Raw genomic sequence first — 14598 nt, forward strand, 5'->3', positions numbered from 1 at the left:
TTTAAGTTACCAAACGCCAAAAAAGTAAAACTGATAAGGAAGCCAAGCGAAAGCTGTATCTGCATAGAAAAGCCAAACAAATTGAATAATCGCATAATAAATAACAATAAAGTAAGTGGTTATTTTAGGATCTAAATTTTTTCGTAATACTAAAGGTAACCAAGAAAAAACATACAACTGTATCGGAATCCAATATAAGGCAACACGATCAACTGCTGTACTGGATGTTGAAACTTGCAATACAAAAATTGTTAAGATTCCACCTAAAGCCATTAATGTCCAAAATTGCTTTTCTGAATTGCTAATTGGAAATTTATTTCTGAATATTAAAAATAAAATACTTGGTACTGCATTCATCCAAACGCGTATTTTTGCACCCGATGAACTGTAAAAACTGTATAAATAACCTTCGGTAAAACTATCAACTTTTGAGGCGATTAGAAATTGATAAATTAATAGTCCTAAAACTGCAAGTATAGGTAACAGAATCCATCGTTTAGTTTTGATTGATAGCGCATAAAATGGCAACATAATTATTGCTGATGAGTGAAACAATACAGCTATACTAGAGTAAATAATATTTTGTTGCAGTTTTCTCTGATTTAATGAAGCTAGTGCCATCATAGAAATACCGATTGCTACAGCCTGTCTAGAATAGCCCATTGAAACCACAATAACTAAATACGGTATTGCTACTGTAATAGCTAACCATGGAAAGGGTAAAGTCCTACAGAACAAAACTAATCCTAGTGTAAAAATCAATCCACAAACAAAGTTAACAACGAATATTCCCCCAAAAAATAGGCTTAGCCAATTTATCAAGTTGTATCCGGGATCTCCTGATTCGAGAAGAGCTTCTTTAAAACCAAAAGAAACGCTTTCCAACTTATCTAGGTATGAGTCCCAGTCCCCTCCCACCTGATATCTGAAACCAACCATTAAAGAAATAACTGTTATTATGAAATACCAGTTTATATCCCAACTCGTAACCTTTCTTAATTGAAAATTTTTCTTTACATCACCTAAAGCATATAAAGCTGGAATCATAAATAACACCCAATAAGGCAACATTTTCTAATTTTTCCCTTTGAGAGACCCTTGATGAGTTATCCAAGACTGAAACATTAGGATAGACCATAACGAGGTAGTATTGTCTCTATCTCCACGGATATGTTCTTGCCATTTTTTTTGAATAATTTCTACTTTAAAATAACCTTGGCTTCTTATTACTCTTTCATCCAGCAAGCTATTAGCCCAATCTTTCAGTGGTCCTCTTAACCACTGGCCAATGGGAATACCAAATCCAGCTTTAGGTCTTTCTATTAATTCTTTTGGAACATACTTATATAAAACTTGTCTTAAAGCCCATTTACCTTTATTGTCTCGAATTTTCATATTGAGTGGTAATTGCCATGCAAGCTCGACGACTCTATGATCTAAAAAAGGGACCCTTGTTTCTAAACTCGTAGCCATTGCAGCACGATCGACCTTACATAAGATATCGTCAGGTAGATAGGTCATACTATCAAAATACATCATACGTTGTTGAGATTCTTCAAGACCGACAGTTGGGAAGTTGATATTTAACGGATTAAAGAGTTCTTGGGATATGTTTTCCGTTGATAAAATTTGAGAATCTCTGATTAGTAAAGAGTTAGCTGGATCCTCCCACTCGGATACTAAACTCCAATACAATCCATCTAAATCTTGAATCGTACTTAAACGATGCGCTAATTTATGTGCCTTATCTCCAAGTCGACTTACTTTGCTCGAATTAGGCAACATTGCATTTATTGGTTTACTCAGACTATCCCAAATATTTATAGGTAGTCCTGCAATCATTGAACCTAAGATTTGTCTTGTTGAATAGGGTAGCCAAGATATCCTATTCCAGATACGTGGGCCCCAAAAATAACGGTTATATCCTCCAAACAATTCATCTCCAGCATCTCCTGATAAAGCAACAGTTACATGTTGACGAGCAGCTTTACATACCAGATGGGTGGGAATTTGGGATGAATCTGCAAATGGCTCATCGTACATGGATGCGAGTAGTGGAATCACTGCCATTGCTTCACTAGCAGTAACAAATAATTCACTATGATCTGTACCTAAGTGTTTTGCAACCTCTTTAGCAAAGGGGGATTCATCAAATCCTGATTCTTCAAATCCTACGGTGAAAGTTTTTACAGGATTCATACATTGCTCTTGCATTAGAGCAACAATAGTGGATGAATCAACCCCTCCAGAGAGAAATGCACCTAATGGAACATCTGATAATGACTGTAAACTTACTGAATCTTTTAAACGAAGTTCGAGTTGTTCCAATGCATCAGTTTCATTTGTTATTAAATTAGTTAATCCGGATTCAACCTTGTTTGCTAATGACCACCACCGGGTCAGACTTAAACCATTTAAATTTAATGGTGCCCTTAACATTTCATTTGGAGATGCAGGAAAAACTTCACTAATACTTAAAATACAGCCAGGCTCTAACTTGTAAATATCTTGATAAATACTTTGAGGGGCTGGAACATACATAAATCGTAAATAATTTGCTAATGCAGAACGGCTAATTTGATTATAGAATTTTGGATGTTCAGTTAAGGCTTTTAACTCTGACCCAAAAATAAAATCCTGCCCTAATTGACCTTTTACATTATCATGACCATTGTTTGTCCAACCATAGTAGAGAGGTTTTTCACCAATTCGGTCTCTGATTAGATGAAGTTTTTTAGTTTCTTTATCCCATAATGCAATAGCAAACATTCCAACTGTTCGATTTAGAGTTGGAATAATTCCCCATTTCTCAAATGCAGCAAGTAAAGTTTCTGTATCAGAATGCCCACTCCAGATAATATTGGGTTCAATATTTTGTAATTCAGCTCTAATTTCTAAATGGTTATAAATTTCACCATTAAACGCAATAACATACCGATGACTATTTGAATGCATTGGCTGATGACCAGCTGCTGATAAGTCTAAAATCGATAATCTACGATGACCAAGTGCTATTCCATGTTCAATATCACTCCAAACACCCATATCATCTGGGCCTCGATAAGATATTGCTAATGCCATTTTCTCAGTAATTTTATTTAAATCTTCATGATTAGTTGAAGAGTTGCTTAATATACCTACTATTCCACACATTTACTATTGATTCCTAATTTTTTTATGTAAAAATCTAAGCATTGGCACTTCATACAATCGATGATATAAAAATCCAATAAATATCGATATAACGACGCCAAAACATAGGGAATAATACCAAGTTAGACCAATATCTCTCGCCAATCGTTGTGTCATAGACAAAAGTGGATTATGGATTAAATATATTGAAAAACTTGCGTTCCCTAATAAAATTAATGGCAAGGTTAATCCATTTATTTTAATCTCATTTTGCAGTACTAATCCAAGTAAAACTAAGGCTATCCCAAAACCAAATATCAACCGTGTAAATATAGTATCATTATATCCTAAACTATAAAATGTTAAAATACTTATTAGGGTTCCCAAGATAAGGATTAGCTGATTATTCGATTTTAATCTTTTTTTATCTTTATACAACTCTGCAACACATACTCCCATTATAAACTCAATATTTAATATACTTAATGGGTATTTTGGTAATCCCCCCACAGGTTAACTGAATTTAGAAGTAGAATTTTCTCATTGAGAGGAGTTCTACATGAAGCGTCCAACCTACAGATAATGCCGTCGGTAAATTAGAAGGTATTAAAAAAATTGAGCTAATGATACTATAATCTCTTCCACCATTAACTGCAGATAAATTAGGGAATAAAATGTACAAAATAATCATTCCTACTCCGATCGGCCAGTAGATCGGATAAATCCTTAAAAATCTCTTTTTAATATATAAACTCATTATTTTAGGATTGTTATTATTTTGATTAATATGCATAATAATAAAGCCAGATATAACAAAAAATAAATCAACTCCTAGATATCCTAGATTTTACCACTTTGCCAAATAAAGTGGTATTTGTTCCACAAACGCGTTAGTTCGAAGGAAAGCATGATGAATAAGAACCGCTAATGCAGCTAAGCCTCTTAATACTTGAAGAATATTTATTTGATTATTTATATTTTTTTACCGCTAAATAAGTCAACAATTTTATTTTATTTTTTATTAACATTTATTTTTTATATGATACTTTTTTTATAATCTCTGAAAAAATTGGTAAGTTCATCTCAAGAGAATAATTCCTAATAATTATTTCTCTTCCAGCTGAGCCCATTTCATATCTAAGATTTTGATTATCTCTCAAAATTCTAAAAGCCTCTAACCACTCATTTGAGTTGCTTGCAAATAAACCACAGCTTTCGTTAACTACATCTTTATTAGCTCCTACTGGCGATGCAATAACCGGTACAGAACATGCTAAGTATTGAATAAGCTTAAAAGCACATTTCCCTCTTTCCCACTCTGTATCAATTAGTGGCATAACTCCAACATCAAATGTATTAATTAAATCAACTTCTGTAGCTTCGCTCCATTTAATTTCTACAACTTCAATATTTGGAATAATAGGTGCTTTAGCTCCTATTATTATTAGTCTTACTGAACATTCCATTGCCAATTTCGAGAGTGGCTCAATTAATTCGTTTAAATAGATTGAAGTGGATGGTGATCCAATCCATCCGACATTAAATACGCTAGAGTTACGACTTTTAATATTGGGAATATATTTTTCAGTATCAACTACTGTTGGTAAATAATTCGTATCAATATTTAATTTGGATGCGTATTCAACTAATTGGTGATTTCCGGCTGTTATGGACGTTGAACCAGAAATTACACGATCAAATTTATTCCCCAATAATTTTTTTGCTGATGCATATCTTCCAGTACGATATTTTAAATAGAAAGCATCATCAAAATCATAGATATAGGGCTTACGAATAAAAGCTTTCTCTAAAAAACCTGGCGCAAAAGGAAATAATTCACATTGTAGTATTGCCAAATCATATTTATAAATTTGAGATAATTCTATAAACCGGTTTAAGCCTGATAGTAGCAAATTAGATATTGGAATCTTACCACCAGAAAAGCGCCACTTTAAATACTCATCTCCTAATAGACTGTATATTTCAAGTTGTATACCAACTTTTTCAAGCCCAATAACGTATTGACTTAGTCTATATCTGTGACTAGCAGCTAATGGACCGTAAAGAGCTAAACCCAAAACTTTAATCATTTTATTTTTAACAGCCCATCATATATTTTTTTATAAGCTTTGGTACCATCTTTCAATGAAAAATTGGTTAAAGCAACGTTTCTACAACGCTCTTGAATATCTGACTGTTTCTTTAACTCTAATAAACATTCGAGTCCATTTTTTATGGTCTCATTTTCAAAACTTTTAATTGCAACGCCGACTCGATTTGTTTCTAAAATCAGAGCCATATCCCCCACCCCGGAGTTACTTAAACAGGGTATTCCACACCCTAAAAATTCTGCTAATTTTGTTGGAGCAGATGCTTGCTTGGAAAATGTTGGCTTTATAAAAAATATTCCAGCGTCCATTTGTGACATTAGTTGGGGAATTTCAGAATGCTTCGCAGAAATTAATTTTATAGATTCTTTTGGTAAAGATTCTTTTCTAAGTAATTCTTGAATATATTCGTGCTCACCTTTATTTACTATCAAAAATTTAGCATTGGGGTTAATTTCTAGTAATTGCTTAAATGCTGAAATAACTTCTTTAAAAAGATACCATGTACCCACTGACCCCACATAACCTAATGTGAAGCTATCATTGAGCTGTTTCACATCTTGAGGTTTAAATAAGTCAAGATTTGCACAAGTCGGTATAACAGTCATCGGTGGTAAATTGTTCTTCAAATATTGGAATTTCTCCACTTCTCGCACAGCTGCATATGTGAGTGAAACAACATGATCAGCTGATAACAAAAATAAGCGTTCAAAATGTTTAGCAACTCGAAATAATTTACTTTCTCGTTTCCACAATCCTCCATCTAAGCGTTCATCAGCCCAAAAGCCACGCATATCAAATATATACTTTACTCTTGAAATTTTTTTTAAAATAAGAGCCATTACAGATGGTACATAACTTCTTGCATGTACAATTTTTAATTGGTATCGAATAATCAGATAAAGCCCAAGGAGACTACCACAAAAAATATCCCAAAAAGTTGCGAATGCAGATGGCCTTTTGTGATATTTGAGTGGGTGCCAAACTATGTTGTGGTCTTGAATATCTCGTAATATTTCACTTCTTTCAATATTTTTTTTCCAATCCTCAGTTTTTTCAAAACTTATTAGATGGATGATATGTTCTTTTGACAAACCTTTTAAATATGACATGACCTGGGATTGTCCAAGTGGTTCAAGCATTCCATCGTAAGATATATATAGTATCCCCACTCAAACCTTAATCTTAAGTAAATTTAAGTAGTATTTTGGTGATTTCAAAATTGACAGAGCCTTAGTTTACGTAAGTTCTAAAATAATCATTAATTATGAAAAAAATATTCCAAATATTCTTCAGATATTTTCTCAACAGAAAAGTCTTTCGCTCGATTCTTTAAATCTTCATGAGAATGGGTTTCTTTTAAACTTTCAAGCATTGCATTTGCTAAGGCATGTGTATCCTTCACAGGAACTAATTTGCCATAACGTCCATTTTCAAGTATTTCAGCAGGTCCACTTGGGCAGTTTGTTGAAACTATCGGTACTCCGTGCTCTAAAGCTTCAACAATAACATTACCAAATCCTTCTCTTATTGAGCTCAAAACAAATAAATCAGCACTTTTATACCATGGGTTAGGATCTAATTGATAACCAGGTAAAAAGACTCTATCTGATAAATTATTACTAATAATTAACTCTTCTAATAAAGGCCTCATCGATCCTTCTCCTAAAATCACTAGATTTATATTTAATTCTTTTGGCATTTGCGAAAAAGCTTTTATTAATGTTAAATGATCTTTTTCTGGGGTTAGTCTACCTACTGAAAGTATTTTAAAAGCACTGTTTGGATTCCAACTTGGTTCCCTAGGCATGACTTCTAAAGTATTTTTTAATTTTATATTAGATGTTGGGTTAAATATGACTCTAATTAATTTATTTGATATATTTCCTAAATCTGATAAATCTTTTTTCAACCCTTCAGAAACTGTAATAATTCCATTAGATTTTGGATATGTAAATTGAATTAATTTTTTTAGTAAGGTATATTTAAATTTACTAATATTTGAATAAGCTAAACTAAGGCTTTCATGCTCACTTAGGAAAAGTTTTCCTTTTTTTCCAGAAAGTATCCAAGAAATAACTACTATTGAAGTTAATGGCCACATAGCAGTAATAAGTATATCTGATTCAGACATACTTATTTTATTTACCAATGGAAGAATTGAGTCTCTCATTCGAAGAGTATTTAAATTCACAACCTTAATATTAGAAGATAGCAACGGAATTAATACCCCATTTTCAGCATCACCTCTTAGTAAAATAATTTCTAATAAATATTTTTTCGAAGACCAATAATTTGCGAGATTAACATGTAATTTTTCAGCTCCTCCTCCACCTAATGTGGGAAGAATGATTGTGATTTTTTTCATTGAATCTTATAATTTAAATGACGGTAATAAACGCTTACTTCTTCTAATAATTCCTGAAGAGTACCCACTTAATTGTCCATAAACACTCCAACCTAGCGCTTTTTTTATTTCATTAGGATTTAACTTATATTTTTCACCAATTTCTTCTTTTGCATAATCCAAATTTTGTAAACCGTTTTTGGGGTGATCTTTAAAGAACTGAGGAAATTTGTTTTTTATATAAAGCTCATTGGATACTTTAAGTGAATGTTCAATACGGTTTAATGAATGATTATGAAAATTATTATTTGTTAAATAAATTGTCTCTTCGTAAGAATAAAATGGTCCTGAGAACGAAAATGAGCAACCGGAATATAACGCATACAACATATGACTTCCCATACAGTTTGAAGTAACATATTTAAATTTATCCAGCATAAAACGAACTCTTAAAAGACTATTTGCATCTGCGGGGTTAGCTCCCTGAATTACATTTAATCCCATTTTTAGAGCTAAGTGATAAATAGGTTTATTAATATCTAAATAATGAATACTTACATAGATACTTTCGAAATCTTTTTTTAAAGAAAGTAAGTAGTCAAAGTATTTCTCCTGATTGTTTGTTAAAATTTCTGATTCAGCTGAATGAGGTGGGTATGCTAATAACGAATTATTATTTCTTAGGTCGTGCTGTTGAGGTACGTAAGAAAAAGGCAATCCGCCTGCTGTCACATTTGTAAACCCCTCTTGAATAAGTAAATTTTTATGCACTTCATTTTGAACAACGATTGATAGATCTCTCCTATATTTTTCAAACCCCATGATTTCTGAATTAACTGAGTCCCACCAAAACCAACCATGAACCCAGTCAGCGAATGATCTTGGTGCATATCTTAATCCAAGTCTAGAGGCTAGTACATTAGAAAATCCATATCTGTCAATACCACTTCTATTTTTTATAAATTTGTATTTAGGTAAACAATTATTCATTATTAGAAATTATAAAATTCGAGTTTTTTAAAACAGGTTCCAACTAACTGGTGTACCAATTTTAATGTCTTGATTGATTTTTCTACCCATAATCAAATTAATGTATTTAGTAGGTAACCCTAGACCAGGTCTTATGGCTTTGGTATTTTCTTGATTTAAAATATCTCCGGCTTTTAAATCTTTAACGATATAAAGTGATCTTCTATACATCAGAGATTTATTTTCAGCCTCAGTAGGTCCGTATGTGACTTTGCCCAAGGATTTCCAGGCTCGTTCAATTTCAATTACGAGTTGTGCCATTTCTAATGGTTCCATGGAGAAAGCACTATCTACACCCCCATCCTTTCGATTAAGTGTGAAATGTTTTTCAATTACTGATGCTCCCATAGCAATACTTGCTACTGATACACCTACACCCATAGTATGATCAGAAAGTCCAACCTCACAATTGAACATGTTTCTAAGGTGTGGAATTGTTAAAATATTGGTATTTTCAGGAGTAGCTGGATATGTACTAGTACACTTTAATAATATCAAATCTTTGCAACCCGCACTTCTCGCTGTTCGAACAGTTTCGTCCAACTCTGCGATAGTTGCCATTCCAGTTGAAATGATTAATGGCTTCCCTGTTGCAGCTACTCGTTTAATTAAGGGTAGATCTGTGTTTTCAAAAGACGCAATTTTATAACATGGAACGTCAAGTTGTTCGAGAAACTCTACTGAGGTATCATCAAATGGTGTGCTAAAAGCTAATATTCCAAGTCTTTTTGCCTTGTCAAAAATTTCCTTATGCCACTCCCATGGTGTATAAGCCTCCGCATATAACTTATATAGAGATTTACCTTGCCATAAGCTACTTTGATCCCCGATATGAAACTCTCTTTCATCCAAATCTAAGGTCATAGTATCAGGGGTATATGTTTGAATTTTTAATGCATGAGCACCACTTCGAGCAACGGCTTCAACGATTTCTAATGCTCTTTCAAGAGATTGATTATGATTGCCAGACATTTCAGCAATTACAAATGGTTTTTCATTTAAACCAATATTTATATTTCCTATCTTTAATGCCATTTATTTCTCCTTAATTGATGTTTTATTCAATTATCAACAATATAATTTCTTGCTCCTAACCAACCTAAATTAGATACTATATCTAAAATGGAAAGATGGGATATAAACTCCATAGAACCTTTTTGTAAATAAGGGATAGGATTATAATTTTGATAAATTAATTTAATATTTGTATTTTCTTCGAAACCATCTAATTCTAAGTAATTCTTTGAACCAATTGGTGATAAATATGAAGTTGCTTTTAAAGATTCACAAATAGCAATAAGTTTATCAGTTCTAACGCCTTCAATATTTAAGCAAGAAGATAAATAAATATTTGATTTAATATTCAATTTTTTTAAGGAAAAAAGGATAATTTCTTGATTTAAATTAGATAGTAAATTTTCATCTGAATTCATTAATAGATTAACTATTTCAAGCCCATTTTCAAAGTATGGGTGCTTTGAATAGTTAATTATAAAACTTTTTAGAAATTTCTTTTTCCAATACACTAAATTAGTTAACTTTGTTTCATTTATTTTTTGAGATTTATTTTCATGCTTTATTGGTAAACTAATCCAATTTACGACTCCATTCATCAAAATTCTATTTCTGGTTTGCCAGCTTTGATTTTCAAGTTGTACATCATCTAAAAAAATAAATTTATCAGAATTATGAATTAAATTGAAATAGCCTGCCCAAGGTAAAAATGTTGGTTGCATAATAGAAACAGTAATATTTATCACTTTGTGCCCCTAATTTCTTTACTTTATAATTTTAATTACACTTAATTTTTATATAGTATAAGTAACTTGTGATAACTCTGCTCCAAGATTTTCCAGAATCGAAATAAAATCTTTATTACTTGGGGACAGATTAAAGTCAAATGATTCAGTTCTTATAGAAGGGATTGCCTTCAATGGTTTATACTTTTTTAATATTTGAGTTATTATTAATGGGATTACAATTTTTTGGTTCTCTAACACATTAATTCCAATTGAATTATTTTTCAACAGGTATGCTGTACCAATTATTTTTTCATTATATTTGACAATAAACCAAATTCGATAAGGGTGATTTAAAACAAAATTAATATGCTGTTCGTAATTTGGCATCGAGATATGGCTTATATTTTTTCTTCTTTTTAATAATATTTCGTAAAGGATTTGAACATAATCGTAATTTTTTTTAATTCTAATTAATGAAATATTATTTTTGCTAATATGTGTTTTACTTTTGCTCATTTTGCAGATCTATATTTCACTATTTTAAATAATTTAATTAAATCTGATTTTTATAGGTTATTGTATTTAAATTTCCATGAAAACCCTTGTGTTCGAATATCTTTGAAAACCCATATTTCAAAACAAATTCATGATGTACTGGATTAGTATAAATAATTATAGTTTCATATTCCTTAAATTTAATTAATAATTTATTTAGTATAAATTGATCAAAAGGATTATATAAATATAAAATAAATTTTTGACCATATTCTTTTGGATTTATCTCTGTAACATCTTTTATATAATAATTACCTTTTGTACCATAAATTTTCAAATGATTTTGTTGCGCAATTTCTATCAATTCAGGAACTATATCTAGTCCAAATATGTCTTGTTTTATATTTTTATTTGAGCATAATTTAGTCCAAATAATTCCTACTTTACCTTTGCCACATCCAATATCTATAAATTTATAGTTTATAAATGTATCTCCTAATATTTTTTCTACCCTTTTAAATATTCTTTTTACTTCATTTGTCCATGATGCCATATAAATTTCAGCATACTTTAAATTTTCATTATTTTGCTTAATATAATCTTTGGGTAACCATAAATGGGTATCCACACCATAATATAAGTCAAAAAAATGTGCCTGAAAAAAGTAATAAAACGGAAGTCTAATTCCTTTTGCTTTAAACATTCTGTAATAGTTTTTAAACGTAAATGATGGTCTAGTCATATTATTTATTAACTGAAATATTAATTTACTTTTATTGTATAAAAGGTTTTGTTAAGTTAAAAGTTTGATGATTATATATTTTTTATATTTTTGAATATTTTTTCTGCTCTTATCCAATCATCAGGAGTATCAATATCTTGGACTCTCCATCTAGGCAATGTTATTGCGCCTGAATTTTTAGAAAACATTTTTTTTTCTTCAATCCAAGATTTCGTATCTCCCCAATAAAATTGAGCAGCGTCATGAAATGCAGAAGGTAAATCCTGTGATCTTGTATCGAAGTGCTCTGGAAAAAACATTTCTAATCCCCCATTCGAGTCCAACTGAAATGATCTAAAAATTGATGTTCCAAAGTCTGTTATTGAAAATACATAATCTTTTTTTTCTGATTTTAGTTTCTTAAATGCAACAACTAAATCCTGTACTTGAATAAAAGGAGCTGTGGCATATATGCAGCAAACAGCTTCCAAATTCGAATATTTATTTAAAGCCCAATTAGTCGAATGTGCAATTACTTTTGTAGTACCTACAAAATCATTTGACAATTCTTCGGGACGTACAAAGGGAACCTCAGCTCCAAATTCTTTCGAAATTTGGGCAATTTCATCGTCATCTGTTGAGACTATTACATTACTAAACAACCCTGATTCTCTAGCAACCTCAATTGACCAAGCGATTATTGGCTTACCACAAAAATCCTTAATATTTTTCCTAGGAATTCTTTTACTGCCTCCTCTGGCAGGTATAACGGCTATATTCATTTTCTTTTATGTTTTAAATGCATGAGTTCAGTATTGAAATTGTCTATTGTTTCTAAACCAAATGGTATTACATTTCTTTCGACTTAATCATATTTAGGTAACATATTAAGATAATCATCACCTAGAATTGGCTTAATAACTCCCACATCATTTTCTTTTGAGATATTCTTACCTTCCTTATTATTCCTTAACATATTCCAAGTAAATTCTAACCTTCTTACTTGTTCAAGATAATTTCTCACAACTTTTGGTTCCATCTCCTGAAAAGATATAAAGTTTACAAATAAATCAACTTTATCTTGTAAGTTTTTTATTTGCCATGAACAAAGTGCCGATACTTTTGGTAAATTTAAATAAAAATATCTTGCTTATTGGCGGTCTCTTCGTAGATCCGGACATTTTCCACTCGAAATACATTACTTAAATAATTTTGAGCGATATAACTGAGATGTTGAATATCCACATCAATATACTTAAAATTTGTTAAACCAGAAGTTTTTAGAACTTCACCTAAAGTTCCAAATCCCCTACCAATTTCAAGCACTGTTTGAAAAGTTTCATCTTGTTTCAAAGTTTTTTTCAGAATGCTAGTCCTAATAAGTAATTTAATGAACTTCTAATAAATTTTCTATTATTAAATTTGAATTTCTCAACCGTATTACCAAAATTTCTTTCTGTAAAGTTGTTAAGATAAGGTACTTTATTTTGATTATCTGGTGCTTATTAAATTTTAAAGTCAAATAAAGCCTATGTAAATTCATTCAAGAATTGGTTAAGTGTAATTTGGTTTTTTTATTATTTAATTCATCAAGTTGAAATTCATCTATTAATCTCTTAATGGTACTTAACTCAAAAGAATTCCCTAGATATCCATATGTTGGCACAAAATAATTCAGCTCAATGTCTATATTTCTAAAGTTATCAATTCCTTTATCTTTAAGTTCAGATTCAATTATTTTAAATGCTTCTTGCTAAAACAATTTTGGGCGAAATATAAAATCTTGATTTTGCATATCAGTGAAAGCTAAATCCAGGGATGAATAACTATTCATATCTTTTCTTTCTTCTAAAAATTAATCATTAAAGATTTAATTGCATTAATTGTTTGACCCATTTGAATGTTTGTCAACTTTGCAAAAATAGGTATGCTCATAGCTTCAGTAAAGTACTTTTCGGCTTCTTTACAATACCCTTTGTCGAAACCCATTTTTTCAAAATATGGCTGCCTATAAACAGGAATGTAATGCAAATTTACTAAAACTCCTTGATTGCGCATTTCTTCGTAAACTTCTTTTTGAGTTTTATTTATTTGAGATAGATTTAAACGAATAACATACAAATGAAAACTCGACATCCCATTAGGGTCTTGCCATGGAGTGACTAAAGGTAAACCCTTTAATAGTTCATCATAATTTTTTGCTATTACGTTACGTTTGGCTACAAACTCATCTAATCTCTGTAATTGACTTAATCCCAGTGCAGCTTGGATATCTGTCATGCGATAGTTATACCCCAATTCAATCTGTTGATAATTCCAGATTTCTTCTGTTGGTCTCTCTTCCATGTCAACCTTAGAATTTGAAATGCCATGGCTTCTTAAAAGTCTTAATTTTTTTGCCAAGTATTCATCATTTGTAAGTGCCATTCCACCCTCACCTGATGTGATGATTTTTACAGGATGAAAGCTAAAAACTGTAATGTCACTAAATTTACAATTTCCAATCGGTTGATTTTTGTACTTACCTCCTATTGCATGCGATGCATCTTCAATAATCTTAAAGCCATAAACTTTACTAAGCTCATGGATTGCTTCCATATCACAAGATTGCCCGCAAAGGTGCACTGGGATTACTACTTTTGGTAATATCCCCCCTTTCTTAGCAATAGATAGCTTTTCAGCTAATCGATCAACACTTAAGTTGTATGTTTTAGAATCGATATCTACAAAATCAACACTTGCACCACAATATAATGCACAGTTTGCACTAGCAACAAAGGTATTAGGAGATGTCCAAACGATATCCCCCTGACCAACATCTAATGCTAGGCATGCTATGTGTAATGCAGCAGTTGCATTACTTACAGCAATTCCATACTTTACTTTGCAATAAGTCGATACCGCTTCCTCAAATGCAGGAACTACTGGTCCTTGAGTAAGAAAATCAGAACGTAAAACCTGTATTACGGCATCAATATCATCCTGATTTATATCTTGTTTTCCATATGGGATCATTTCAATTTT

14 protein-coding genes and 2 pseudogenes are annotated in these 14598 nt (G+C 31.4%); all 16 read right to left on the bottom strand.

The window, feature by feature from the left end; genetic code table 11:
• Window positions 1–6 precede the first annotated feature (6 nt).
• A complete protein-coding gene (locus AOC35_RS11050) occupies window positions 7–1047 on the bottom strand; it encodes an EpsG family protein (protein ID WP_159077557.1) in 1041 nt (346 codons plus the stop codon).
• Between the two features lie 27 nt (window positions 1048–1074).
• On the bottom strand, window positions 1075–3153 hold the full coding sequence (gene asnB / locus AOC35_RS11055; RefSeq protein ID WP_108647136.1) for an asparagine synthase (glutamine-hydrolyzing): 2079 nt from the start codon (window positions 3151–3153) through the stop codon (window positions 1075–1077).
• A gap of 3 nt (window positions 3154–3156) precedes the next feature.
• Window positions 3157–3591, bottom strand: a complete 435-nt coding sequence (locus tag AOC35_RS11060) for an acyltransferase family protein (protein WP_108647137.1) — start codon at window positions 3589–3591, stop codon at window positions 3157–3159.
• Between the two features lie 64 nt (window positions 3592–3655).
• Window positions 3656–3964 (bottom strand): annotated as a pseudogene (locus tag AOC35_RS15935) (acyltransferase family protein); the annotation flags it as partial.
• 196 nt (window positions 3965–4160) lie between these two features.
• Window positions 4161–5222, bottom strand: coding sequence for a glycosyltransferase (locus tag AOC35_RS11070; protein WP_108647139.1), 1062 nt, complete (start codon window positions 5220–5222; stop codon window positions 4161–4163).
• The gene (locus tag AOC35_RS11075) at window positions 5219–6382 is read right to left on the bottom strand and encodes a glycosyltransferase family 4 protein (RefSeq protein WP_108647140.1); all 1164 of its coding nucleotides are present in this window, start codon (window positions 6380–6382) and stop codon (window positions 5219–5221) included. Before AOC35_RS11075 ends, AOC35_RS11070 begins: the two co-directional genes overlap by 4 nt.
• Window positions 6383–6501: 119 nt before the next feature.
• On the bottom strand, window positions 6502–7608 hold the full coding sequence (locus AOC35_RS11080; protein WP_108647141.1) for a glycosyltransferase: 1107 nt from the start codon (window positions 7606–7608) through the stop codon (window positions 6502–6504).
• Between the two features lie 6 nt (window positions 7609–7614).
• Window positions 7615–8577, bottom strand: a complete 963-nt coding sequence (locus tag AOC35_RS11085) for a hypothetical protein (RefSeq protein WP_108647142.1) — start codon at window positions 8575–8577, stop codon at window positions 7615–7617.
• A 27-nt stretch (window positions 8578–8604) separates the two neighbouring features.
• Window positions 8605–9651: a pseudaminic acid synthase gene (pseI, locus tag AOC35_RS11090; protein ID WP_108647143.1), complete on the bottom strand. Its 1047-nt coding sequence runs from the start codon at window positions 9649–9651 to the stop codon at window positions 8605–8607.
• A 26-nt stretch (window positions 9652–9677) separates the two neighbouring features.
• Window positions 9678–10376: a WbqC family protein gene (locus tag AOC35_RS11095; RefSeq protein WP_159077560.1), complete on the bottom strand. Its 699-nt coding sequence runs from the start codon at window positions 10374–10376 to the stop codon at window positions 9678–9680.
• Window positions 10377–10424: 48 nt separating this feature from the next.
• Window positions 10425–10874, bottom strand: coding sequence for a hypothetical protein (locus AOC35_RS11100; protein ID WP_108647145.1), 450 nt, complete (start codon window positions 10872–10874; stop codon window positions 10425–10427).
• A 37-nt stretch (window positions 10875–10911) separates the two neighbouring features.
• Entirely contained in the window at window positions 10912–11595 is a 684-nt protein-coding gene (locus AOC35_RS11105) for a methyltransferase domain-containing protein (RefSeq protein WP_108647146.1), read from the bottom strand.
• 71 nt (window positions 11596–11666) lie between these two features.
• Window positions 11667–12356, bottom strand: a complete 690-nt coding sequence (gene pseF, locus AOC35_RS11110) for a pseudaminic acid cytidylyltransferase (RefSeq protein WP_108647147.1) — start codon at window positions 12354–12356, stop codon at window positions 11667–11669.
• 83 nt (window positions 12357–12439) lie between these two features.
• Window positions 12440–12688: pseudogene (locus tag AOC35_RS15830) on the bottom strand (putative sugar O-methyltransferase); the annotation flags it as partial.
• 17 nt (window positions 12689–12705) lie between these two features.
• Window positions 12706–12966 (bottom strand): putative sugar O-methyltransferase, encoded by a 261-nt coding sequence (locus AOC35_RS15835; RefSeq protein ID WP_108647149.1) that lies wholly within the window; start codon window positions 12964–12966, stop codon window positions 12706–12708.
• Window positions 12967–13422: 456 nt separating this feature from the next.
• Entirely contained in the window at window positions 13423–14589 is a 1167-nt protein-coding gene (gene pseC, locus AOC35_RS11125; RefSeq protein ID WP_211307565.1) for a UDP-4-amino-4,6-dideoxy-N-acetyl-beta-L-altrosamine transaminase, read from the bottom strand.
• Between the last annotated feature and the right edge of the window lie 9 nt (window positions 14590–14598).

It is taken from the genome of Polynucleobacter rarus, assembly GCF_003072505.1.
Lineage (GTDB): Bacteria > Pseudomonadota > Gammaproteobacteria > Burkholderiales > Burkholderiaceae > Polynucleobacter > Polynucleobacter rarus.